Genomic DNA, 22554 nt, shown 5'->3' on the forward strand with positions numbered 1-22554 from the left:
TGTTACTCCTTGGAGGTGGAGAGCCCATTGATGGGCACTTTGAGGTAAGTCTTGCCGTCATCATCGGCTGGGGGAAGCTGTCCCGCCCGCATGTTGACTTGCAGGGATGGGATGATCAGCTTGGGCATGGACAGGGTGCTGTCGCGATCCTCCCGCATCTTGACGAATTCGTCTTCGGACGTGCCGTGGCCGACATGGATGTTGTGATCACGTTGCTCCGCAACGGTGGTTTCCCACTGGATGTCGCGACCGTTCGGCCCATAGTCGTGGCACATGAAGAGCCGCATCTCGCCTGGCAAGGTCAGCAGCCGCTGTATTGACTGGTAGAGTGTACGGGCGTCACCACCGGGAAAGTCGGCACGGGCCGAGCCGCCATCAGGCATGAACAGGGTGTCGCCAACGAATACTGCGTTGCCGATCACATGCACCATGTCTGCCGGGGTGTGGCCTGGCGTGAACAGGGTGTGGGCGGTCATGGTGCCGATCTGATAGCTATCCCCATCCTTGAACAGGCGGTCGAACTGCGAACCATCTCGCTGGAATTCAGTGCCTTCGTTGAAGATCTTGCTGAAAGTGTCCTGGACCACGCGGATCTGCTCACCGATGCCCAGCTTGCCGCCCAGTTTAGACTGGATATAGGGCGCCGCCGAAAGATGGTCGGCATGGACGTGGGTCTCGATCAGCCATTCAAGCTTCCAGCCCTTGTCCTGGATGTGCGCGATGATCTTGTCGGCGCCCTCATAGGCAATGTTCCCAGAGGCGTAGTCGAAGTCCATGACGGAATCGATCACGGCGCAGGCGTCGGAATGAGGATCCTTGACGATGTAGCTGATGGTGTTGGTCGGCTTGTCGAAGAACGCGACAACTTCCGGTTTAACGGTCAGGTCGGGTGTAAATGGAACAGTTTCGGTGGACATGGAAATCTCCTTTCCAGATCAGGCCAGGACTGGGCGGCGAGCGAAGGCCGCCTTGATCCCACTGGCCAAGAAGATGCCGCTGATCATAGCGGCAACGAAGATGAGTGGGGTTGGCTCGCCCGAGCCAAGAGCCGGGATGGCGCCCCCAGGGCAGAACCCGGCAATGCCCCAGCCGACGCCGAACAAGGCCGAGCCAGCAATGAGCGGCATGTCGAGATCGCGCCTGGTGGGCAGGTGGAACTTGCGGCCAAATACCGGAGCAGGACGACGCAGAACAAACCGATAGCCGACAAAGGTCACGACCAAGGCCGACCCCATGACCAGCAACAGGCTGGGGTCCCAGGCGCCCAAGACGTCAAAGAAGTTGAGAACCTTGGCTGGATTGGCCATGCCTGAAACGACGATGCCAGTGCCAAAGACAAGGCCGATAGCTGCAGCGGAGAGAACTCGGAGCATCAGAAGCCCCCCAGGACATGACGGACGATAAAGACGGTCATGAAGGTCGTCACCATAAAGGTCAGGGTGGCGACAACGGAGCGGACCGAGAGCCGGGCTATGCCGCAGACGCCGTGGCCCGACGTGCAGCCGCCTCCGAAGGTCACGCCGACGCCGACCAGAAGGCCACCAAGAATGATGGCCAAGGAAGGAAGCTCAGCCTGCAGCGGCAAGGACGTGCCCGTGAGCAGTAGGATAAGAACGGGTGCCACAATTGCACCCAGCAAAAAGGCGAGGCGCCAGTCCCAGTCACCTTTTGGCAAGATCACGCCGGTCAGGATACCGGTCATCCCGGCAATCCTGCCGTGGAATGCCATTAGGGCAACGGCGGCAATTCCAATCAAGGAGCCGCCGAGAAGTGCTTGGGTGGGTGTGAATGATGTTTCCATATGCCTATATGCGGTTCGCTGCGGCGCGTCAGGAATGAACACCTGATCGCCGAAATGTATTTGCCGTATATATTAGAATGTTCTAATATGTCAACCATGCAAACCAATGAAGCTCTTGTGATGCAGATCACCGACCTTGAACCCAAGGCAGAAGAAGCTGCTCAGTTGCTGACTGCCATGGCCAATCCGAAGCGACTGCTGGTCTTGTGCAACCTCCTTGAGCAGGAGCGCAGCGTAGGCGAGCTGATCAAGATTGTAGGGCTGGAGCAGTCGCCGCTATCCCAGCATCTGTCGAAGCTGCGAGCGTTAGGGCTGGTCAAGACGCGTCGGGACGGTCAGACCATTTTCTACCGTTTGGCCTCGGAACCGGTCACGCGGGTGCTGACGACGCTCTACGACATTTATTGCCGGTCAAGCGAACCAGCGGGTGATTGAGCTAGATGCTCTGGGGTTATGTACAGTCAGCTTTGGGAATAGTTATTCGAGAAGCCGCCCGTCCTCTTTCCACCCCCAGGATGCCGTTCCGGAGCGCCGAACCAGAACGGCTGCTTTCAGGAGCTTGATCGGACTGGTTGAACGGCCGGAATGGGCGCATAGCTGCCTTGCAGCTGCGGCGGCGGCAGCCGACCGACCGCTTCTGGACTGAAGCAAAATTCAGCCCGCTCGAGGATCGCGGCCGCCTAGGTGGCTTCCTAACGATGTCAAATGCCGAGACCTTGCTCCTTGATCACGGCTGACGGCGCAAATGATGAGTTGCGGGGATCAGCCTTATAGGCGCCTCCTCGGTATCAATAATCAGTTTGACGCGCTGGCCGCTTTTCTCACCCACCTTGATCTCTACGTTGGCGCCGATCTGCAGAACCTGCCCCACTTTGACGTCAATTACTAGCACGGTCACGCTCCTAGACGCTCTGGTCCCCAAGGTCACGATGCCCGTCCTAAACGGTGCGGGCTAACTGCGTGTCATGATACACCATTATGCTCGCATCACGAGAATGCGACGGGTAATCCGACCCGCCCTCGGTCATCAGCAAGGGGCTGCTTGGATCAACAGCTCACACAGGCTGGACGCTCGTGCTCCGGCCGCTGAGGCGACGCGTGGAAGTCGAGCGGGGGAAGACCACCGGTTCAGGGACGACACAGGTTTGCTGTGATCGCCCTACTGGCTAACAACTGGGCGAAATGCATGCACCACTATCCAAATCAATTTCCTCCCAACGCGCTCCCAAGACTTCACCAGATCGAGCCGCTGTCAGGATCAAGAACTCTAAGGCTCGTGCAGCCATTGAGGCTCGTGCTCTCAGCGCGATGATGAAGTTGGGGAGGTCTGCATAGGGAAGTGCAGCATGATGGCCGCGAGTGAGTTTTTGTCGAGCAGGCAAGATGCTCTTCAGGTGCCCCCTCCAAGCTGCGGGGTTCTCTCCCGTCCGCCAGCCGCGCGCACGCGCAAAATCGAGTACGCGTTCAATTCTCCCTCTTAACCGGGAAGCCGTTTCAGCTTTTGTGTTCCAGATAGGGGTGAGAACCTGGAGGACGTCATCAGTGCCGATCGGACCAACCTTCTTCCGAAGTATGGCATCGCAGTATGATGGGCCCAGGGTCATGCGCCACTGCGCACGGTGTTTCTCGTTTCTCCACTGGCTTTCAATGGACTCAAGGTATTGATCCACGCAGTCGGCGAATGTCGGCTCTTGTTTGACAGATGTTGCGGATCTTGGGTCACCACCATCGGCTCGAACTTTGCGGAGCTCGCTTGCTTTCTTTCGAGCATTGGCAAGGGTTACGTCCGGATAGGGGCCAAGACCAATTGCCCTGCGGGTGCCGTCAGTTGTGAACAGGAACAACCAGCTGCGTGCACCTGTGTCTTTGACGTTAAGGTAGAGCCCTCCGCCATCGGCGTGACGGCCCGCCTTTAGCTGGGAAGATCGAGCGAGAGTGTCGGACAATCGGTGCAGTGTTCGCGGCACAGTGTGCACTCCAGTGTGCACCATCGGACGTTGCTTTCAAGGAATGTAGGCAAACGATGGCGTATGGTAATTGCATAAGTTGCTACCATGACGTTGTTTTCCGAGGCAATCAAATACAGCTGCGCACCCACGCAAACTAAGGTACTCCGGACTCTCTCTCCGCCATAAAATTCAAACTTCCGAAATCATCTGCCCCCGACAAATATGGTCCAGCATTTGGTCCAACGAGAACACCGACGGATTGCTCGAGGGCTGGGCCTAATGACCACAGCCATGAACAGGCGCCTGCTGCCAGCAAGGGGTCTGTTTTGCTGCGTAAGCTGACTTCAACGACGGAACAGGCCGCTAAGCGGCAACGCCATCCACAATGACATGGTCGAACTGGCGCGAGCATTTCTCGATCCGCGCATCAACGCCATAGACACGGCGCAGCATGTCGGCGTTGATGACGTCGAGAGGCGAGCCGCAAGCCTGCATCTTGCCATTGGCAATCAGCAAGACCTTGTCGGCAAAGCGCAGCGCCTGGTTGAGATCGTGGATCGCGATCAACACGATCATGCCCTTTTGCCGTGCTTGTGCCTGCATGAAGCTGAGCACTTCCACCTGCCGGTGCAAGTCCAGGGCGCTGGTGGGCTCGTCCATCAACATCACGTCGGGCTCGCGCACGAGGGTCTGGGCGATGGATACCAGTTGCCGTTGCCCCCGCTGAGCGCCCCAAGGTCGCGAAAGGCGATCGGCTCGATGTTGAGAGCCGCCATCACCTGGTCGATGAAGCGCAGATCGGCATCGTCCACCGACCAGCGGCTGCCTTGCTTGCGGGCCAAGAGGATCGACTCGTAGACCGTCAGCACCGCATTGGCCGACGTGTCCTGCGGCATATAGCTGATCGCCTTCTTGCCCTTGCTGGTATGGGCAAGGCTGACCTCGCCGGGCCCGTTGAGCAGCCCGGCAATGCGCTTGAACAGCGTCGACTTCCCCGCCGCATTGGGGCCAATCACCGCAACGATTTCGCCGGAGTGGAATTCGGGCGTGCTGACGGCAGCGATGGTGAGCTTCTTGCCGTAAGACGCACCGAGATCCCGGAGCTGAAGGCTTACCATGAGCGCCTCACATTGGAGAGGATCAGCGAAATAAAGAACGGCACGCCAACCAATGCGGTGATGATGCCGATGGGGAAAACGACACCGGGAATGATCGACTTGGAGACAATCGAGGTGAGCGACAAGAGCAAGGCTCCGGCGAGCACCGAGCCCGGCAGGAAGAAGCGCTGATCCTCGCCCAGGATCATGCGGGTAATATGGGGGCCAACCAGACCAACAAAGCCGATCGTGCCGACAAAGCTCACCGGCACCGACGCCAGGAGCGAAATGATCAGCATGGTCTCGAGCCGGATATAGCGCACATTGACGCCAAAGCTCGCCGCCTTGTCTTCGCCCAGCCGGATGGCCGTCAGGGCCCAGGCGTTGCGGGCAAACAGCGGCAGCGCCACCAGCAACACGGCCAGCGTGATCCAGATCTTGGGCCAGGTCGCCTTGGTCAGGCTGCCCATGGTCCAGAACACCACCTGCGACAGCGCCTGTTCGGACGCCAAATATTGCACAAACGCAAGGAGCGCATTGAAGGTGAAAACGAGGGCGATGCCCAGCAGCACCACGGTTTGCACGGTGACGCCGCGCATTTGCGACACGAAATGGATGAACAGCGTGGCGAGCAGCGCCATGACAAAGGCGTTGACCGGAACGATCAGCCCGGCAGCAACCGGGATGAGTGGCACGGTCGTGACAATGCCCAGTGCGGCGCCAAAGCTCGCCGCGGCCGAAATCCCCAGCGTAAACGGGCTGGCGAGCGGATTGGCGAGAATGGTCTGCATCTGTGCGCCGGCCACCGATAGCGCTGCGCCGACGACGATCGCCATGACGGCCACGGGCATACGGATGTCCCAGACCACGGTGCGTACTTGCGCCGACACCGCATCCGGATTGAACAGCGCCAGCACCACCTGATCGAGACCATAGCGTGCCGGCCCCCAAGCGAGGTCGACCGCAAAGGAAAAGCAAAGCGCCAGGCTCAGCCCCCCCAAGATAAGCAACTTGCGACGGATGCGGGCGCGATATTCACCGCGCCCTTCAGCCACCGCTTCCGTCAGCAGAGAGCTATCCGCGGCGGCCATGATTTACTCGTCGGCCTTGAGCGACAGCCAGGAGCCGGGCTCGTATGCAATGGGCAGGAACCGATCATAAAAGGCCTTGAAGGTGGCGTCAGGATTGGTATCGGCGAAAAGGTCGGGGTGGAACCACTTGGCCATCTCGGCAATCGCCACGAACTGGTAGGGGCTCGTATAGAACTGGTGCCAGATGGCGTGCACATTGCCCTCGGCGACCGCCGTGGAGCCGGTAAAGGCCGGCGCCTCGACCAGCGACGCGAGGATCGCGCGGCTCGCTTCGGCATCATCGGCAGTGCCCGGGCCGACGCTGACAAAGCCAGTGGCATCGGGAGAATTGGTCCAGTCCGAGCCGGTCACCACGATGATGTCGGGGTCCGAGGCGATGACCTGTTCGGGATTGATCGAGCCGGTATAGCCGGGCAGGAAATCGGAACCGAGATTGTTGCCGCCCGCTAGCTCCACCATGAGCCCGAAATTGTCGGGACCAAAGGTGCCGCAGCATTCAACCAAACCGGCAGCGCGATACATGAAAACGTCGGGCCGCTCGGGATTGTTCGCCGCCAGCACGGCCGCAATCTTGTCCATTTCGGTCTGCCAGAAGTCGGCGACTTCCTGGGCGCGCTCTTCCTTGCCAAACAGCTGCCCCAGGATGTGCAGGCTGGGCACGGTGTTGTCGATGATGTGCTCGCGGAAGTCGACATAAACGATCTTGACCCCGATGCCCTCGAGCATCTCCTCGAGCTTGACCTCGTCGGCTGCGGTCTTGTTGCCGATGGGCAGGATCAGGACGTCTGGATCCAGCGTCACCACGGTTTCGGTCTGCAGCGTGCCATCGGTCAGATTACCCAGGAATGGCAGGTCCTTGGCCTCCGGGAACTTGGCCGCATAGGCATCGAAGGACTTCTGGTCGGTGGTCCACAGATCATTGCGCCAACCCACGACCTTGGCGAAGGGGTTCTCGGTTTCGATCGTGGCCAGCGAATAGAGCATGCGCCCTTCGCCCAGGATGACACGCTCGACGGGCGCATCAAAGGCGACTTCGCGCCCGGCGACATCAGTAATCGTGAACGCCTGGGCCCACGCAGGCAGAGAGAACGACGTCAACAGGGCCAGCGCTGGCACGAGCATCAGACGCGACATTTTCATTTTGCTGTCTCTCGGAAAACTTGATACGCAGACTCAGCTATTAAAGATGAACTCCAAGATCAAGAATTATCTTTTAGAGCAATTATAAGGTGTTAGGCAGAAACATGAGTGGCTTCGGCGCAAACTATTCTATCCGCGATGAAATCCGGGAATTCTGGTCCGAACGCGCAGCGACCTTCGACCAGAGCGTCGGCCATGAAATCTTCTCGGAAGCCGAGCGCCGCGGCTGGCACCAGCTGATCCGCAAGCATCTGGGCGATGGCGCGGGAAGAAAGGCGCTCGATCTGGCGAGCGGCACTGGCGTTATTTCCCACCTGCTGCACGACATGGGCTTTGCAGTGACCGGTGCTGATTGGTCCGAAGCCATGCTGGCCCAGGCGCGCACCAAGTCGCTCCAGCGCGGCTCCAATATTCGCTTCATCATGCGCGACGCGGAAAATACGCAGGAGCCGCGCGCCAGCTACGATGTCATTACCAATCGCCACCTGGTCTGGACGCTGGTCGATGCGCCGGCCGCCTTCGAGGAGTGGTTCGAGCTGCTCAAGCCGGGCGGCAAGCTGTTGATCGTCGATGGCAATATGGGCCGCAAGAGCTGGGTCACCCGGCTCCGGCTACGCTTTGGCGGCAAGCCCGGCCACGGCAACCTCGCTCCGGGCATGGCCGAGCGGCTGCAGCGCATCCGGGAACAGGTCCACTTCTCCGGCGAAATGCCCGCTGAAGCGGTGGTCGCCGAACTGCTCAAAGTCGGCTTTGTCGATCCAGTCATTGACCGCCAGCTCATCGCCATCCACTGGCCCCAAGCCCGGAAGATGAGCTTCTGGCGCGGGCTGGAGCGGCTTACCCAGGACCGCTTTGCGATCTGCGTTCGCAAGCCGTGATATTTGCTCCGGCTCTTCTGATCCAAAGCGCGCTACCTTTTAAGCCAAGGTTATGCCTTTGCCCTCCACCGGCGGGGATGCACCCCCGCTTGGTGGACGGCATTCCAGCGGGTGTGGTGAAACTTCGGTAGTATCCTGCCCTTCCACGATGGCGTGACTAGTCGGTCCGGCACTTGCGGGCGCTCTCTGACACACACATATTCGGAGAATGGCAGGAAAAGACCCATCAGGGCGTAAAGCCGACGGCACCGCTCTCCAACCAGGAGTGAGCGGTGAGGTTGCTGCATTCGTCAGGAACGTGAGGGAGTTAGCGAGGCCAAGCGCCCGCCATGACGGACGTCTGCTCTTCGCGCTTGACGCGACGCTCAGCCGCCAGCCAACCTGGGATCTCGCCTGTTCGCTGCAGGCGGAGATGTTTGAGGCGATCCCGAGGGCCAGCGCACTTCAGGTCCAACTGCTCTACTTTCGCGGCTTTGGCGAATGCCGCGCCAGCAAATGGGTGGTCGATGGAAGCAGCCTGGCCAAGCTCATGAGCGGGATTCAGTGCCAGGGAGGGCGGACGCAGATCTCCAAGGCCTTCGCCCATGCCCGTGCGGAGCACGCCAGGCGCCGCATCAATGCCGTGATCTATGTGGGGGACGCGGTGGAGGAGAGTGTGGACGAGCTGGCGGAGACCGCCGGACAACTAGGCCTTCTCGGTCTGCCCCTGTTCATCTTTCAAGAGGGGCGGTATGCGCAGGTGGAGCGGGCTTTCCGAGAGTTTGCCCGACTAAGCAAGGGCGCATATGCACGTTTCGACTCGTCGGCGCCCCAAGAGATCGCAGCGCTGCTCAAGGCGGTGGCAGCTTACGCGAGGGGCGGTAGCGACATGCTGAGGCTGCAAGCCAGTCCACAGGCCCAAGCGCTGCTCTCGCAACTGCGTCCATGACCTATATCCTTTTGGGCAGCCTGGCGCTGCTCGCCACACTGGCCATCTTCAACCAGATCAAAAGATACGATCCTCAACTGCTCAGACGTGGACTTCGCTGGCTGGTGGGCGGTCTGGGCGTTGCAATCGCCACCCTTTTGCTCGTGGCCCGGCGCTTGGATCTTGCATTGTTTGTCGGGGCGGCGGCATTTGCAGTGCTGCGTACAGGCCGGCTTGGCCCCTTTTCCCTCCAAGGACCACTCGGGCCAGCCCACAACATCTCCAAAGTGCGCAGTTACCGCTTCGCGATGGAGCTGGATCACGACACCGGGGCCGTTACCGGCAGAATTCTTAACGGTGAGTTCGCTGGGATGGACCTGCTTGATCTCGGCGAGGCTGACACACGCACCCTTCTGGCCGAGGTAGCGGGGGATGCCGACAGCCTCAGCCTGCTGGAGAGCTGGCTTGACGCCAACCGCAGCGGCTGGCGCGAGTACTTCGCCCAACAGGACAGCGGTGGAACCGGGGAAGCTGCCCCTGAACGCGATCCACTGGAGGAAGCTTACGCCATTCTGGGTCTCGAGGCTGACGCGACCGAAGAGCAAATCCGCACCGCTCATCGCGAGTTGATGAAGGCGGTGCATCCGGACCATGGCGGCTCGAGCTATTTGGCAGCCAAGATCAACCAGGCGCGTGACCTGCTACTCAAGCACGCCAAGTAGGGCGGGCTGTCTGCGGCGATCACCTGGCCGTCTTCCTTGGTAAACCCGCCACTACCAGGATCGATTGAACTGTCCAGGACCACTTCTGACGGTCCGCCCGGGCGGGCCACGGGTGGCGTCTTCGCCTAGGGCCGGTTCGGAACCTCTGCCTTGTCGACGCTTTACACCCTGGACATCACCACCGCAGCTGACAGCGTTTGGGCTCGGTTATGCGCTGACACGACGCTCAAGGACATGGCGGCATGTTAAAGCCCTTCATCATCAACAAGCCGGTATTCTTCGGGTCCCTTCTCGTCATAGGGGCCTTTGTCGCCATCGGCGTTTTCTTCCCGACCCAAGCTGACGACATTTTCGGCTCGATGCAGGCCGGTATTTTGCAAAGCTTCGGCTGGTTCTACCTGCTGGCCGTCGGAATTTTCCTTATCACCGTCGTGCTCCTTTGCTTTGGCCGTTATGGGCGCCTCAAGCTCGGCCCCGATGATTCCACGCCCGATTTCCGGTTCACCTCGTGGATCGCGATGCTTTTTGCCGCCGGCATGGGGATTGGCCTGATGTTCTATGCGGTGGGCGAACCGATGACCCACTTTATGGCGCCCCCGACAGCCGAGCCCCGCTCTATTGCGGCGATGCGCGAAGCTATGACCGTCACCTTCTTTCACTGGGGCATCCATGCTTGGGCGATCTACGCGGTGGTCGGCTTGTCGCTGGCCTATTTCGGCTACCGCTACAACCTGCCGTTAACTATTCGCTCGGGTCTTTATCCACTGCTCAAGGAGCGTATCAATGGTCCCATCGGCCATGCGGTCGACATCTTTGCGATTGTCGGCACCATGTTCGGCATAGCGACCTCCCTCGGCGTGGGTGTTTCCCAGATCAATGCAGGGCTGGCTTACCTGCTGGGTGTTCCCATCGGTCCTGTTGTTCAACTGCCGCTTATCGCGCTGGTGACGGCGCTGGCGACCGTCTCGGTCGCCACTGGACTGGACCGAGGCGTGCGCATCTTGTCGGAAACCAACCTGGTAGTGGCGATTCTGCTGATGCTGTTTGTGCTAGTCGTCGGGCCAACCACACAGTTGTTTCGTGATCTGGTACAGAACCTGGGGCTTTATCTCGATACCCTGGTACTGCGTACCTTCAATATCTACGCCTACCAGCCGACACCCTGGATCGACGAGTGGACATTGTTCTACTGGGCCTGGTGGATTTCCTGGTCTCCCTTTGTCGGGATGTTTATCGCCCGTATCTCCCGCGGTCGCACCGTTCGGGAGTTTGTGACTGCGGTGCTTTTCATTCCCGCCGGCTTCACTTTCATCTGGATGACTGTTTTCGGCAACACGGCAATCTTCATAGACACGGGTATAGCAGCAGGCGCGGTGGGACAGGCTATTGCGGCGGACGTTTCAACTGGCCTCTTCCACTTCTTCCAATACCTTCCGTTCAGCAACATCACCTCAATTTTGGCAATACTGCTCGTCGCCATTTTCTTCGTTACTTCAGCAGACTCAGGTTCATTGGTCATCGATTCCATCGCCGCAGGTGGCGAGACCCAGACCACCACCGGCCAGCGGGTTTTCTGGTGCTTCATGGAAGGAATTGTAGCCGCAGCGCTCCTCGTGGCCGGAGGCTTGGGCGCATTGCAATCGGCAACGATTGCCACCGCCCTGCCCTTCACCTTCGTCATGCTGGGCTTGGTTTGGTCGTTGTACCTCGGAATGCGCGCCGACCTGGCACAGCTATATCCCCAAGGTGGCGCTGCTGCCGTGCCCGCCCATGCGGCCGTGGGGCTAACCTGGCAACGCCGCTTAGCCTTGATGATGCGGGCTCCCAGCAAGCAAGAAGTTGAAAGCTTCATCACCACAGAGGTTCGACCCGCGCTCGAACAGGTCGCACGTGAATTGGCCGCACGTGGTCGGCCCGCCTGGGTTGAAGCGGACGAAGCTGGCGCTGTTGCCTTGCGTTCTCCTGCCCAAGGGGTGCGCGATTTTGTTTATGGCGTCAGCGTTGCATCCCAGCCAGTCGCCAATTTTGCCCCTCTCGCGACCGGCCAACCAGAACCGCGCTATGAGGCGCGCACCTATTTCTCCAGTGGAGGGCGCGGCTATGATGTCATGGGCTTACATCGCGATCAGTTGATTGCCGACGTGCTGGCACAGTTCGAACGCTACCTTCATCTTACACAAGCCCCGGAGTCCCAGCTCCTCCATGGGGCTCCGGAACACACGCTGGATAGCTGACATGCCGGCGATGTTTGCCGGCTGGGACGCTGTTGGAGCTGAAATATACCATCGCAACGCGAAGGCAGAGTGGGAGTGCCCCCTGGCGGCAAGCGGCTCATTCCGGCCATGCGGAACGAATTTTCAATTCTGAAAGCTTCCATCAAGCTCATCCTCGATCCGATGCGGACCTAAACGGTCGGCATCGGACTTCTCGAAGCTCCGACTAGTCAGCGAGCGCAAGCGCATCGGCGCCGGCCGGAATACGCACTGGTGCTGCCGGGTTGGTTGCCGCGTACCACACGGCCTCCGCCACGTCGGAGGATCGGGTTTTAGGAGCGCCAGGCGCCCTCATGGCCGTAAACACCGTTTCCGCAAAATCGGCGTAGGCGTCGGGGAAGCCACCATGGTCCTCCAGGCGGGAAAGAGCCGCGGTGCCAAAGCTGGTGTCAGGTGCGGCACCAGGAACAACGATCTTCACCGCAATGCCGAAGGGCGCAAGCTCGATGGCGAGGGATTCGGTAAATGCGTTCACGGCGGCCTTGCTTGCGGTGTAGACGGACAGCAGAGGCAGTGGCTTCATCGTGACGCTCGAGGTCACGTTGATGATGAGCCCCGCCTTCCTGGCCCGGAACTGAGGCAGCACGGCCTGCACCATCCGCATCGTTCCGAAGGTGTTGGTCTCGAAGACGGACCGCACTACATCTATCGGCGTGCCCTCCAGAGCGTTTAGCCAGCCGATACCGGCATTGTTGACGAGAACATCGATCGGACCTGCGGCCTCGATCGCGCGGGCTACGCTGTCGTCCTTGGTCACGTCGAGCGGCAGCAGCACCAGGTTCTCCGAGGTCGGGAACAGATCCAGGCGCGGGGACCGCATTGTGGCAATGACCTTCCAGCCATGGCCCAGAAAGTGTTTGGCGATGTCGAGACCAAAGCCCGACGAGCAGCCTGTGATGAGAACGGTATTCATGGAAAGATCCCTTGGCGGAGTTCGAAGTTGCTTATGTGGACCTGCCAAGGAGGACGCGCTATGATAGAGCGTCGTGTTTGCATCAGCGAGCGTCCGATTGATCGATCCCCTCGCCGAAATCGTCACCATGCTGCAGCCGAGCATGCCCTTCTCGAAGGCCGCCAGTGGTTCAGGCAGTTGGCGCGTGGAGGGCGCAGCTGAAGGCAGCCCGTTCTTCGCCGTCATTCTGGACGGCTCTTCGAGGCTCAGCGTCGATGGGGAACCGGAAGCAGAGTTGAAAGCAAATGACTTCGTGCTCGTTCCGGCATCCTGTCGCTTCACCATGTCGAGCAGTGAAGCCGACGTGGAGGAAGGTGTTGATCCCCTGCGGGTGACCCGGCTTGGGGAGGAGACCCGGCACGGCGACCCAAGTGGGCATCCGAATATGCGGGTGTTGGTGGGTCGGCTGTCTTTCGGCTCTCCAGACTCAACCCTCATTGTGGCCTTGCTGCCGCGCGTGCTTCTTGTCAGGGGCCAGGCTCGCCTTACCGATCTGGTCCGGATGCTCCGCAACGAAGCCCAAGACACCCGACCAGCGAAAGACATCGTGCTCGAGCGCCTGTTGCAATTGCTGTTGATCGAAGCCTTGCGATCGAACTCCGCGAGCCCGGAAACGCCTGGTATTATGCGTGGCCTGGCGGACCGCCATCTGGGCCCAGCTATTCGCCTCATGCACGGAACGCCCGCCAGGGCGTGGACGATCGATGAATTGGCGAAGGCGGCCATGTTGTCTCGATCGGTGTTCTTTGATCGCTTTCAAAAGCAAACCGGCATGGCGCCGATGGAATACCTCCTCTCCTGGCGCATGGCCCTCGCCAAGGACATGCTGCGGCGTAGGAATGGGGTCATGAAAGAAATCGCCAGCCGCATCGGCTATGGCTCCGCAAGTGCATTCAGCGTCGCGTTTTCCCGGTTCGTTGGCGTGCCGCCGAGCCAGTATGCAGGCCTGACCGAACTGGACCACGCATCGGCGCGTACAACCGTTCCTACGGCTTCTTAGCGGCCCTATCAATGTCGAACCGCCGATCTGCTGACCCGCGGAACGCATGAGGGAAAAGCCCATTGATTGAACGGCCCCCTCATTCTTAGGACCAGCCATGGAGCCTTTCGAACTCAAACGCCTTGGCCGTTCAGACCTCATGCTGCCCAGGCTGGGGTTCGGTGCAGCCGGGCTGGGCAGTACTGAAGTGTCGGAGACCCAAGCGTCCTCTACAGTTGAAACGGCCTGGGAGACCGGGGTTCGCTTCTACGATACCTCCCCGTGGTATGGACGCGGGCTGAGCGAACGCCGGATTGGGACGGTGCTGGCGAGCAAGCCGCGCGACGAGCTGATCCTGTCGACCAAGGTCGGTCGCATCTTCGTCGCGCCCGCCAATATCCGCGCCTTCCGGAGCTCGGATCGGTTTGCCCCAACTGCCCTGCCGTTCGATTATTACCACGACTACTCCTATGAGGGCGTCATGCGGTCCTATGAGGATAGCCTCCAGCGGCTGGGCATGAACCGGGTCGACATGCTGATCATCCACGATCTCGATCGCACCAGCTTTGGCACCGATGCCCTGGTGCAGGCCCACCTTGCCCAACTCGCCACCGGGGGCATCAGAGCGCTTAAGGAGCTGAAGCAAACTGGGCGAGTTCAAGCGATTGGAGCGGGGGTCAACCGGATCGGCACCATCCCCTTGTTCCTCGAATGCCTAGAGCTCGACTTTTTCCTTGTCGCGCTTCCTTACACCTTGGCAGAGCAGCCTGCACTCGATCGGGAATTCCCCCTGTGCGAGGAAAAAGCGGTCGGTATCATTGTCGGCGCCCCGCTTGCATCAGGCATTCTGGCCACGGGCCCTGTTCCTGGAGCTCGATACAACTATCACGAGCCGACCTCCGAGGAGAGCGAGCGAGTACGCCGGATGGAAGAGGTTTGCCGGGATCACGAGATTTCTCTAGCCGCCGCAGCGCTGCAATTCCCCCTGCACCATCCGCTTGTGGCTTCAGTTATTCCGGGGGGAATAGAACCCGCCCACCTCTTTCGGAACCACAGCGATATGTTGCGGGACATACCTGTTGCCTTCTGGGCTGAATTGAAAGCGCGCGGCCTTCTGCGAGCTGATGCTCCTGTTCCCTCGAGATGAGGTGAAGAAATCCGGGATGCCGCCGCTGATCCAAATGGTTGACTTGAAACGCTGCCGCCGCCCGGACCTGTCAAAAAGCGACCCTTTGGACACCAACCTCGTGCCGACAAGGATCGATCCTACAGGTCCTGCGTTGCCCTCCACCCAGTGCATCGAGGAAGCCATGACCAGCAAGATCACCGTCCTCGTCGTGGAGGATGAAGCCCTGCTCCGAATGAACACTGTCGAGGAGCTGACGGATCAAGGGCTTGAGGTGGTAGAAGCGGCAAACGCCAGGGAAGCCATTGCCATTTTCCAATCCGGCAAGCGCTTTGAATGCCTGTTTACCGATGTCGACATGCCCGGTGATGTGGATGGTCTGGAGCTGGCGACAATGGTCAAGGACGCCTGGCCGCCGATCGAGGTCATAGTGACATCCGGGCACCGCAACGTAACGCATGACGACCTGCCGCCTCGCGGGGTTTTCGTAGGCAAGCCATATAGCTTGGACACGGTCGGAGACTTGATCCGTCGTCTGACTGCCGCGAGTGAGCAGTTTCACGCATAGCCGCCAAGCTTGTTGCCTCTGCGTCTGGCCCAGCATTCCCGCAGTTGCCAGTATCGCCAAAAAAAACGATAGGCGCGCCAAGACGGCTGGACGAACAACACCGCGGTTGTTCCACTTTGTCTCATTGCGGACTACTAAGATGGTGAACCCTGCCGAGTCATCGCTTTCAGTATCCGCAAAGTTGCGCAGGCTTTGACGCGTCGGACCGATCCACGCAGTCGTGAGGAGCTGCCATGTTCAAGGGCATCAACGTTGTCTCCATCACAGTGCCTGACCTTGACCTTGCACGCGATTTCTACCGGGACATATTTGGGCTCGGTGAGCCCGTTTATGATCTTCCCGAGATCGCCTGGGTTGAATTCTCGACTGGCGGGAGCGGCGGAAACCTTGCGATCACCTTGCCCGAGACTGGTGAATTCCTTGCCTCGCATCACACCACCTTAGTCCTGAACGTCGAGAACTGTGCTGAAGCGGTCTCAGCGCTCCGGGCCAGAGGCGTCGAATGCGGAGACCCGGTTCCCGTACCGGGCATGGTCACCCATGCCCATGTCTTTGATCCCTTCGGCAACCGACTGCAGATCGTGTCGGATCTGCCAGCGTGGGGCTCAGTCCCTCATCAGTGCGGTCAATGCGATTAGAACAAAAGGAACGAGCATGGCGTGGATACTGCGAGGAACGTTCCTGTTGTTGTTGCTGCTGCTGTCGTCTCAACGCGCGCAGGCACAACATTGCGCATCGCAGCAATTTGCAGGCAACGGATACCTTGTTTGCACCGTGGACCCGGCGAGCGATGATTTGCGCCTGTACTGGCGGTCCCCAGATGGGCGTCCCTTCCGGCATTTTCGCGAACTCGCTGACGCCGTGGAGAGTCAAGGAGAGAAGCTGGGTTTCGCGATGAACGCCGGGATGTACTTGCCCGATTTCACCCCCTCGGGGCTTTACGTTGAAGACGGTAAGGAATTGCGGCCGCTGAACACCAACTCCGTCAACGCGGAACCTGGCCGAGTGCCCAATTTCTACAAGAAGCCGAACGGAGTATTTTTCCTCAGCGAGGAAGGCGCGGGCGTTCTAACCACCGAAGCCTTCCAAGCAGGGCGCCCCCCTGCCCGCTTCGCCACCCAGTCCGGCCCCATGCTGGTGATCGAGGGCGAGATCCATCCGCTCCTGATCCCCGGCTCTTCCGATCGAACCCGCCGAAGCGGCATCGGTGTGTGCGAAGAGGGCGAAGTGCACCTCGCCATCAGCGCCGGCAATGTCAACTTCCATGACTTTGCCGAACTGTTCCGGGATCATCTTCAGTGTCCCAATGCGCTCTTCCTTGATGGGGGGCGAGGCACGGGCATCTACGATCCAGCCTCGGGTCGGCGTGACTACTCATGGCATGGTGGCTTTGGACCGATGTTTGGTCTGGTGAAATAACCGCTCCCAGAGCGTTGTTGAAGAGATTGCCTGCCGGGCAGGAGAGCCCCAGGAAGAGAACACGTCGAGCTAGACCTTGCGGAACACGGTGTCGATCTCGGCCTGCGGCTGGACCTGAACTCAGCAACATCATCGGCAATGCCGGCGTCGATCAGCTTCCCTGCTCTAGCGACTGTGAACAACAGTGTGTTGAGTTGGGCGATCGGCAAGCGCATCATCGTTCCCGCTAAGGTCGAGCACGAAGTGAGGAGGTTGCGATGCAAAAGAATGTGCGCGCTCCGTCAGCGAGCAAGGATCAGGCCACGGCTCCAAAGAAGCGGCAAGGCGGCGGATTGTTGGCCGGCCTCGCCGTAATCGCGTGGGCACTGGTGTCAGCAGTATCGGCAGAAATCTAAGGCGAGTACGGGACGAGGAGCGGTTCCCTGGCTCCCTTCTTGTAAATAGAAAACGCTCGGCGTTGGTGCCGCTGCAGAAATGACGACCAGGCTGCAGCCTGGAGAGCGTTGGCGACTAGAACCGCTAGGCACTACCCAGTCCAGGATTGAGCAAGGTGAGGAGGTCAGGAGACCTCCTCACCTTGCAATTTGCCTATTGGGCGGCGAGAAAGTCGGCGACGTCCAGGAGGATGTACTCATTGTCATCGGCGCGGCCGGCTTCACGACCGGTGGAGCCGGGATAGTTGTTATCGTTGGCGACGATGATGGTGGTGGAATCGACCAAGTCGACGTCTTCGATGGTCACGAATGGGAACGTGAAGACCCCGTCCTTGCTGCCGCGCGGGGCAATGCCATCGGGATCCTGAATGGCCATCAGGTCGATATAGGCGATCTTTTCAAGCACGCCGTTCTCGTCTGCACGGGCGAGATCAACCAGATAGATGCGCTTGAAGGCGGCGGCCTTTTCGCGACCATCGTCACCTTCATTATTGTCACGCTCAATGATCAGGCCACGGGTGCCTTCAAATAGGTTGAAGTCTCCGATGGCGTGGCCGGCATCATCGAGCGGATAGCGGCGAACCGTATCCCTCCAGGATTCGCCAGCGACATCAAATTCCAGCATGCGAATAACCGGCTGCCCGTCTACGGTCTCCAGCGCCCCCGCCTCTTCATCGTAGAACTGCTTTTCGAGCAGTGGATACAGCGTTTTCCCGTCCATTGACTGCGCCATGCCTTCGTAGCCACCGGAGCGGCCGGTGTTGATGCCGGAGACGGTCGCGCCGGCCGCAGGCTGCGAGGTGAACTGGTTGTCCGGAGACTTGTAGTCGATGCCACCAGGATTGGTCTTGATGACCTGCAACACGACGCCCTTGCCGTCAACTTCGATCAACCAAGGACCGAACTCGTCGCCGATCCAGTAGTTTTCGCCCACAGGCTGAATCGACTCGGGGTCGAAGTCAGCCCCGGTAAGATACCGGCTCTCGCTATGTTCGGTGACGATCGGGAACGGCACGACCCGATTGGGGTCCTTGAGGAAGATCGTTTCCTCGATACGAACCTTGCCGGTGGTCCAGTCCATTTTGAGGATGTTGAACATCAGCATCGCGTCGGCGGAGTTGGCCTTGTTGCCAAAGCCATTATCCGTCAGGAACAGGAAGCGGTCATTGCCGAGCGAACGCACGCCGCTCATGCCCTGGAGGGGCTGACCCGGAAAAGGCATAGCAATACCCGAAGCCGCATTGTCCCAGCCGTAAGGCGTCTCGACCCGCGTGCCAGAGGTAAAACGGCCCGAAAGCTGAAGGCCGTGAGGCGCGTCGGCCGGGGCCGGGAGGAATGTCTGGGCGGGCAATTGCGCATGAGCCTTGAGCACAGCGTCGAACTTTGCCGGACCTTCGGCGCCGTCCTGAGCCAGGGCGAGAGCGGAAAGGCAACTGAGGCTGACGCCAAGCGCGAGAGCTTTGAGCATTGTATTCTCCAGGAGAAACTGACGCTTCTTCCTAGTCACCTCGCATGTCGCAACCATCACAACGGCATGAAAGCCCTGTCATAAACCACGCGAGCCGCTGCCGCTGTATGCTGGGTTCGAGTGATGCAATTGGGCACGCGGCAGGGCTGCTCTCAAGATTGGCGGCAGCCTGAGCCGCCGAATTCGCCTCATATGCGGGATCGGCCCGACCGTCGTTTAAACGGCAGCTGTTCCCGTCTGTGGTGGGGCACACGTCCGACGCATGATGCAATGATCTCGTCGGCTGCTCCCCATTCCTGAGCCTGGCATGGGCAGAGCGCGCGCACGCGCGATGCTCATTGAGCAACAGTGGGCCCGCTTGCCGAGGCAGGCGGGCCCAAATCGGTGTTGAGCTAGCTCCGGTTAAGCGGCCTGCTGGTTCGCGGAGCTTTCTGCAAGTTCAGTGAGCAACTGGTCTGCGTTCTTTTCTTCGTTGAGGGTCTGCTCCAGCAAGTCCGCAGCATCCTTCAGTCCCAGCTGCTGCGCCCATGACTTCAGCATGCCATAACGAGCAATCTCGTAGTGCTCCATTGCCTGGGCACTCCCGATAAGAACGGCATCCGAGGCTTCACTGTCCTTGAAGTCCTCCAGATGCTCTTCCATTTCAGCCATCAAACCTTGGATAGCCTCGCAGGTCTTGCCTCGCGCCGCCTTTCCGAAGATTTCGAACACCTGCTGAAGGCGCTCGACTTGTTCCGCGCTTTCTTCGCCATGCTGTTCCAGGGCTTGCTTGAGCTCGGGCTGCTTGGCGGCTTTCGCGGCCTTCTTGAGTGCCCGCACCGAGGTGCGCTCGGCGAAGTAAACATCCTTGAGAGCTTCGTAGAAAGCGTCGCTGAGTGTCTTTTCCGTTGCCATTTTCATGTCCCAGATTGAACCGATAGGGGTGTTGGTCAACTGGACAGGTGCGGAAACGTTGCTTGGGCTTGCACTTAGATCATAGCGGGCAGTGACTGCAGCGCTGCCAACTCAGGGCTGATGCTCTCCGGCGCTCGCGCAGACCAGATTGTAAGCACACGCGTCAACGCTTGCATGCCTGCGATGGACACGCATGCCCTTAACTACTCGCCTGCAGTGGAATAGCTGCTCAAGTTGGCTCCGCTCCGAATTGCCAGGCTGCTCGAGCCGTAGGTTCAACCGGCGCGTGATAACCAAACACATCTTAGTGGAGCAGCGTCTGGAGAGACGCCCACAATAGACGGCTAAAGGCACTGTGTCGTTCGTTGATTAATCGTTGATGGCGAATGATACGTTTTGGGGCACTACTTCAGTATTATTTTGGCAGCGCACTTCCTGTCATGCTCATAACAGTCTGGTTATCGTTTTGTCAGGCTACACACGGACAGACAATTAACTAATACACGCAACCACTGCGAGTTTGCTTCGTTTTTCCGTTAGGTCTGGATAAAACTAGGCTTCGTCCTTCTTGGTCAGGCCGATCCTTATTCGCAAGCGAGCACTCTCATGGTCACCGCATTTATGATCCTTTGCTGTTTGTCCCTTGGCTGCCTTGCTGCGGCAGGGCTCATCATCAGCGCCCAATTGGGGCAAGCGCCCGCAGCTGACGTAGCGGCCAATCAAAACCAGAACGCCTACACTCCAGACGAAGCAGTCGCGGCCGCTTAAGGTCCTGCGCGGCGTCGAGCTAGCGAAAGCGGCATTCGTAGTGTGACGCAAAGCCCACCTGCATCGGCGCGGCCGAACTGCATTGAGCCGCCATTCAGGTCCAGAATCTGTGCAGCCATGGCAAGGCCGAGGCCAGTTCCTGGCCGGCTCTCGTCCAGTCGGCGGCCCCGAATGCCAAGCTGGGCAATCTGCTCGGGGGGTATGCCCGGGCCATCATCGCCAATTTCGAGCACCGCGAAACCACCATCCCTTCGGCTGTGCACCGAAACCCTGCTATGGGCCCACTTCGCCGCGTTCTCGAGGGTAATGCCAACCAGCTCCAGCAGATCCTGGCGGTGCATGTCGACGTCACAATCATCGCCCAGTTGCGCCACCCAGTGCAGATGTTCGCCGTGGCCGGTTTTCTTGAGCACTGTCATTGTGCGGATCACCGCGGTGTTCAGGGACGCGCTGGCGGCATGGGCGGCGGTTCGCACGCGCAGGGAGGCGAGCCGCAATTGATAATCCATGCGTTCGGCCATTTCCTCCGTCAGGCTTTCGATCATGTCCGCGTCGGCGGGATTACCCCTGTTGCGCAGCCGTTCGGCCACTCCGGTAAGGGCTGCAAGGGGGGTTTTCAGTCCGTGCGCGAGGTCGGAAGCCCGCGAGCGGGCCTTTTCTGTAGCGGCATCGCGCGTGGCGAGGAGTTCATTGACTTCATCGATCAGCGGCTCAAGCTCGCTGGGATAGGGCCCTTCCAGCCGCTCCACCTCGCCGCGGCGGATCGCCTCCACTCCGCGGCGCACTGACTGAACCGGGGCGAGGCCCAGCTTGATATGGACCCAGGCCGCCAGCACGATAATGGCGCCCAGCATGGCCAGCACCTTGGCTGCGTCCCAGGCGAATTCCACTTTGGCGGCATCAAGGGCGGATCGGTCCGCCCCAATCGTGACTAGGAAGGGTCGCTCACCGGTCGAGGTCTCCAGCTCCAGTCTGCGGGTCAGCAGGATTAGCGGCTGCTGTTCTGGGCCTTCGGCATGATGCAGTAGCTCGCCACCAGTGGCGACCGGCGGTGTGGGCAGTACGAAGTCCCAAAGTGACTTGGACCGGGTGACCCCGCCATTATCGAGCGCCTCGATCTGCCAATATCGGCCGCTAAATGGGGTTGAGTAAAGCGGGTCCGGCAGGGGCGTTCCAATTGCGGGCGTCGCCACTTCCGGCACGATTTCTGCCGCCAGCCGGTTCAATGCTGCCGCCATTTCGGCGCGCGCGGTGCGCTCGATATTGACAGTAAAGAGGAATTGCAGAGCCAGCGCTGCGCCCAGAAGGGACAGAACCACCCAGATCAGGGCCAGTCCCATCATGCGCAGGCGAAGTGATCTGGGTCTCACCCGTCGTCACCCAGCACATAGCCGAAGCCACGCCTGGTCTTGATCACGTTGGGGCCCAAACGCTTGCGTACGCGCCCGACAAGAACTTCGATGGCATTGGAGTCCCGCTCGAAATCCTGGTTATAGATGTGCTCGGTGATCTCGAGTTGCGACACAACCCGTCCGCGCTGGTGCACGAGGTAGGCAACCAGCTTGAATTCCTGCGGCGTCAGATCAACGGGAGTGCCATTATTGGTGACCTGCATGGTGCGCGTGTCGAGCAGATATTGCCCAAAGGCAATGCGCGAGGAGGCAAGGCCCGCGGACCTTCGGACGAGGGAGCGGATCCGGGCGATGATCTCCATCATGTGGAAGGGCTTGACCACGTAATCATCAGCTCCCGCCTCGATGCCGTCAACGCGTTCTTCCCACTGGCCCCTCGCCGTCAGGATCAGTACCGGCGTCAGGCGCCCGGCGTTTCGCCAGCGCTTGAGTATTGTCAACCCATCCATTTGCGGCAAGCCGAGATCAAGAATGATGGCGTCGAACGCCTCGGAGTCCCCGCGGAACCAGGCCGATTCACCATCGCTTTCGCGCTCTACGGCAAAGCCGGCGCGGCTCAACGCCGCAACGAGCGTCTCGGCGATCCGATCGTCATCTTCGGCAATCAGCACCCGCATCAGCGGTCCCTCACGGGTCGGCCCGAGTTGGCGTAATAATATTGAACGCTGACGCGGCC

At 59.8% G+C, this 22554-nt stretch carries 22 protein-coding genes and 1 pseudogene; 10 read left to right on the forward strand and 13 right to left on the reverse strand.

The window, feature by feature from the left end; genetic code table 11:
* Nucleotides 1–2 precede the first annotated feature (2 nt).
* From AC3YOG_RS03145 to AC3YOG_RS03155, 3 genes are read right to left on the reverse strand one after another with little or no spacing between them, the layout of a single operon-like run.
* Nucleotides 3–917: an MBL fold metallo-hydrolase gene (locus AC3YOG_RS03145; protein ID WP_489934032.1), complete on the reverse strand. Its 915-nt coding sequence runs from the start codon at nucleotides 915–917 to the stop codon at nucleotides 3–5.
* Between the two features lie 18 nt (nucleotides 918–935).
* Nucleotides 936–1373, reverse strand: a complete 438-nt coding sequence (locus AC3YOG_RS03150) for a DUF6691 family protein (protein ID WP_489934033.1) — start codon at nucleotides 1371–1373, stop codon at nucleotides 936–938.
* On the reverse strand, nucleotides 1373–1801 hold the full coding sequence (locus AC3YOG_RS03155) for a YeeE/YedE family protein (RefSeq protein ID WP_489934546.1): 429 nt from the start codon (nucleotides 1799–1801) through the stop codon (nucleotides 1373–1375). Before AC3YOG_RS03155 ends, AC3YOG_RS03150 begins: the two co-directional genes overlap by 1 nt.
* Nucleotides 1802–1921: 120 nt before the next feature.
* On the opposite strand from AC3YOG_RS03155, the gene AC3YOG_RS03160 reads away from it, so the two are divergent.
* Nucleotides 1922–2236, forward strand: a complete 315-nt coding sequence (locus tag AC3YOG_RS03160; RefSeq protein WP_172124849.1) for an ArsR/SmtB family transcription factor — start codon at nucleotides 1922–1924, stop codon at nucleotides 2234–2236.
* A 292-nt stretch (nucleotides 2237–2528) separates the two neighbouring features.
* Here the strand turns inward: AC3YOG_RS03160 and AC3YOG_RS03165 are convergent, their stop codons facing one another.
* The 5 genes and pseudogenes from AC3YOG_RS03165 to AC3YOG_RS03185 form a co-directional block, all read right to left on the reverse strand.
* Entirely contained in the window at nucleotides 2529–2693 is a 165-nt protein-coding gene (locus AC3YOG_RS03165; RefSeq protein WP_489934034.1) for a carbon storage regulator, read from the reverse strand.
* A gap of 274 nt (nucleotides 2694–2967) precedes the next feature.
* Nucleotides 2968–3792 (reverse strand): tyrosine-type recombinase/integrase, encoded by an 825-nt coding sequence (locus tag AC3YOG_RS03170; RefSeq protein ID WP_489934035.1) that lies wholly within the window; start codon nucleotides 3790–3792, stop codon nucleotides 2968–2970.
* A gap of 321 nt (nucleotides 3793–4113) precedes the next feature.
* Nucleotides 4114–4868 (reverse strand): annotated as a pseudogene (locus AC3YOG_RS03175) (ABC transporter ATP-binding protein).
* Nucleotides 4862–5938 (reverse strand): FecCD family ABC transporter permease, encoded by a 1077-nt coding sequence (locus AC3YOG_RS03180; RefSeq protein ID WP_489934036.1) that lies wholly within the window; start codon nucleotides 5936–5938, stop codon nucleotides 4862–4864. The pseudogene AC3YOG_RS03175 and the gene AC3YOG_RS03180 overlap by 7 nt, the downstream one beginning before the upstream one ends.
* Before the next feature lie 3 nt (nucleotides 5939–5941).
* Complete coding sequence (locus AC3YOG_RS03185; protein ID WP_489934037.1) at nucleotides 5942–7078, reverse strand: ABC transporter substrate-binding protein; 1137 nt, start codon at nucleotides 7076–7078, stop codon at nucleotides 5942–5944.
* A 104-nt stretch (nucleotides 7079–7182) separates the two neighbouring features.
* Between AC3YOG_RS03185 and AC3YOG_RS03190 the strand changes: the two genes are divergently transcribed.
* From AC3YOG_RS03190 to AC3YOG_RS03205, 4 genes are all read left to right on the forward strand, one after another.
* The gene (locus AC3YOG_RS03190) at nucleotides 7183–7956 is read left to right on the forward strand and encodes a class I SAM-dependent methyltransferase (RefSeq protein WP_489934038.1); all 774 of its coding nucleotides are present in this window, start codon (nucleotides 7183–7185) and stop codon (nucleotides 7954–7956) included.
* A gap of 412 nt (nucleotides 7957–8368) precedes the next feature.
* Nucleotides 8369–8884: a VWA domain-containing protein gene (locus tag AC3YOG_RS03195; RefSeq protein ID WP_489934039.1), complete on the forward strand. Its 516-nt coding sequence runs from the start codon at nucleotides 8369–8371 to the stop codon at nucleotides 8882–8884.
* Nucleotides 8881–9585 (forward strand): DnaJ domain-containing protein, encoded by a 705-nt coding sequence (locus AC3YOG_RS03200; RefSeq protein ID WP_489934040.1) that lies wholly within the window; start codon nucleotides 8881–8883, stop codon nucleotides 9583–9585. Before AC3YOG_RS03195 ends, AC3YOG_RS03200 begins: the two co-directional genes overlap by 4 nt.
* A 242-nt stretch (nucleotides 9586–9827) precedes the next feature.
* A complete protein-coding gene (locus AC3YOG_RS03205) occupies nucleotides 9828–11819 on the forward strand; it encodes a BCCT family transporter (RefSeq protein WP_489934041.1) in 1992 nt (663 codons plus the stop codon).
* A 205-nt stretch (nucleotides 11820–12024) separates the two neighbouring features.
* On the opposite strand, the gene AC3YOG_RS03210 is transcribed toward AC3YOG_RS03205, so the two are convergent.
* Entirely contained in the window at nucleotides 12025–12771 is a 747-nt protein-coding gene (locus AC3YOG_RS03210) for an SDR family oxidoreductase (protein WP_489934042.1), read from the reverse strand.
* A gap of 97 nt (nucleotides 12772–12868) precedes the next feature.
* On the opposite strand from AC3YOG_RS03210, the gene AC3YOG_RS03215 reads away from it, so the two are divergent.
* The 5 genes from AC3YOG_RS03215 to AC3YOG_RS03235 all read left to right on the forward strand — a co-directional run bounded on the left by AC3YOG_RS03215 (nucleotide 12869) and on the right by AC3YOG_RS03235 (nucleotide 16902).
* Nucleotides 12869–13810, forward strand: coding sequence for an AraC family transcriptional regulator (locus AC3YOG_RS03215; protein ID WP_489934043.1), 942 nt, complete (start codon nucleotides 12869–12871; stop codon nucleotides 13808–13810).
* Between the two features lie 97 nt (nucleotides 13811–13907).
* Nucleotides 13908–14936 (forward strand): aldo/keto reductase, encoded by a 1029-nt coding sequence (locus tag AC3YOG_RS03220; protein WP_489934044.1) that lies wholly within the window; start codon nucleotides 13908–13910, stop codon nucleotides 14934–14936.
* 16 nt (nucleotides 14937–14952) lie between these two features.
* Nucleotides 14953–15483, forward strand: a complete 531-nt coding sequence (locus tag AC3YOG_RS03225) for a response regulator (RefSeq protein WP_489934045.1) — start codon at nucleotides 14953–14955, stop codon at nucleotides 15481–15483.
* A gap of 233 nt (nucleotides 15484–15716) precedes the next feature.
* A complete protein-coding gene (locus AC3YOG_RS03230) occupies nucleotides 15717–16121 on the forward strand; it encodes a VOC family protein (protein ID WP_489934046.1) in 405 nt (134 codons plus the stop codon).
* A gap of 16 nt (nucleotides 16122–16137) precedes the next feature.
* A complete protein-coding gene (locus AC3YOG_RS03235) occupies nucleotides 16138–16902 on the forward strand; it encodes a phosphodiester glycosidase family protein (RefSeq protein WP_489934047.1) in 765 nt (254 codons plus the stop codon).
* Nucleotides 16903–17490: 588 nt separating this feature from the next.
* Here the strand turns inward: AC3YOG_RS03235 and AC3YOG_RS03240 are convergent.
* The 4 genes from AC3YOG_RS03240 to AC3YOG_RS03255 form a co-directional block, all read right to left on the reverse strand.
* Entirely contained in the window at nucleotides 17491–18804 is a 1314-nt protein-coding gene (locus AC3YOG_RS03240) for an esterase-like activity of phytase family protein (protein ID WP_489934048.1), read from the reverse strand.
* A gap of 402 nt (nucleotides 18805–19206) precedes the next feature.
* Complete coding sequence (locus tag AC3YOG_RS03245; protein WP_489934049.1) at nucleotides 19207–19698, reverse strand: YciE/YciF ferroxidase family protein; 492 nt, start codon at nucleotides 19696–19698, stop codon at nucleotides 19207–19209.
* A gap of 764 nt (nucleotides 19699–20462) precedes the next feature.
* On the reverse strand, nucleotides 20463–21836 hold the full coding sequence (locus AC3YOG_RS03250; RefSeq protein WP_489934050.1) for a sensor histidine kinase: 1374 nt from the start codon (nucleotides 21834–21836) through the stop codon (nucleotides 20463–20465).
* Nucleotides 21833–22495, reverse strand: coding sequence for a response regulator transcription factor (locus tag AC3YOG_RS03255; protein WP_489934051.1), 663 nt, complete (start codon nucleotides 22493–22495; stop codon nucleotides 21833–21835). Before AC3YOG_RS03255 ends, AC3YOG_RS03250 begins: the two co-directional genes overlap by 4 nt.
* Between the last annotated feature and the right edge of the window lie 59 nt (nucleotides 22496–22554).

The sequence above is a fragment of the Devosia sp. Z6_126 genome (assembly GCF_058133495.1).

Coding starts and splice junctions, on each gene's coding strand:
- AC3YOG_RS03145 (WP_489934032.1), bottom strand. CDS start 917: ATGTCCACCGAAACTGTTCCATTTACACCCGACCTGACCGTTAAACCG.
- AC3YOG_RS03150 (WP_489934033.1), bottom strand. CDS start 1,373: ATGCTCCGAGTTCTCTCCGCTGCAGCTATCGGCCTTGTCTTTGGCACT.
- AC3YOG_RS03155 (WP_489934546.1), bottom strand. CDS start 1,801: ATGGAAACATCATTCACACCCACCCAAGCACTTCTCGGCGGCTCCTTG.
- AC3YOG_RS03160 (WP_172124849.1), top strand. CDS start 1,922: ATGCAGATCACCGACCTTGAACCCAAGGCAGAAGAAGCTGCTCAGTTG.
- AC3YOG_RS03170 (WP_489934035.1), bottom strand. CDS start 3,792: ATGGTGCACACTGGAGTGCACACTGTGCCGCGAACACTGCACCGATTG.
- AC3YOG_RS03180 (WP_489934036.1), bottom strand. CDS start 5,938: ATGGCCGCCGCGGATAGCTCTCTGCTGACGGAAGCGGTGGCTGAAGGG.
- AC3YOG_RS03185 (WP_489934037.1), bottom strand. CDS start 7,078: ATGAAAATGTCGCGTCTGATGCTCGTGCCAGCGCTGGCCCTGTTGACG.
- AC3YOG_RS03190 (WP_489934038.1), top strand. CDS start 7,183: ATGAGTGGCTTCGGCGCAAACTATTCTATCCGCGATGAAATCCGGGAA.
- AC3YOG_RS03195 (WP_489934039.1), top strand. CDS start 8,369: ATGTTTGAGGCGATCCCGAGGGCCAGCGCACTTCAGGTCCAACTGCTC.
- AC3YOG_RS03200 (WP_489934040.1), top strand. CDS start 8,881: ATGACCTATATCCTTTTGGGCAGCCTGGCGCTGCTCGCCACACTGGCC.
- AC3YOG_RS03205 (WP_489934041.1), top strand. CDS start 9,828: ATGTTAAAGCCCTTCATCATCAACAAGCCGGTATTCTTCGGGTCCCTT.
- AC3YOG_RS03210 (WP_489934042.1), bottom strand. CDS start 12,771: ATGAATACCGTTCTCATCACAGGCTGCTCGTCGGGCTTTGGTCTCGAC.
- AC3YOG_RS03220 (WP_489934044.1), top strand. CDS start 13,908: ATGGAGCCTTTCGAACTCAAACGCCTTGGCCGTTCAGACCTCATGCTG.
- AC3YOG_RS03225 (WP_489934045.1), top strand. CDS start 14,953: ATGCCGCCGCTGATCCAAATGGTTGACTTGAAACGCTGCCGCCGCCCG.
- AC3YOG_RS03230 (WP_489934046.1), top strand. CDS start 15,717: ATGTTCAAGGGCATCAACGTTGTCTCCATCACAGTGCCTGACCTTGAC.
- AC3YOG_RS03235 (WP_489934047.1), top strand. CDS start 16,138: ATGGCGTGGATACTGCGAGGAACGTTCCTGTTGTTGTTGCTGCTGCTG.
- AC3YOG_RS03240 (WP_489934048.1), bottom strand. CDS start 18,804: ATGCTCAAAGCTCTCGCGCTTGGCGTCAGCCTCAGTTGCCTTTCCGCT.
- AC3YOG_RS03245 (WP_489934049.1), bottom strand. CDS start 19,698: ATGGCAACGGAAAAGACACTCAGCGACGCTTTCTACGAAGCTCTCAAG.
- AC3YOG_RS03255 (WP_489934051.1), bottom strand. CDS start 22,495: ATGCGGGTGCTGATTGCCGAAGATGACGATCGGATCGCCGAGACGCTC.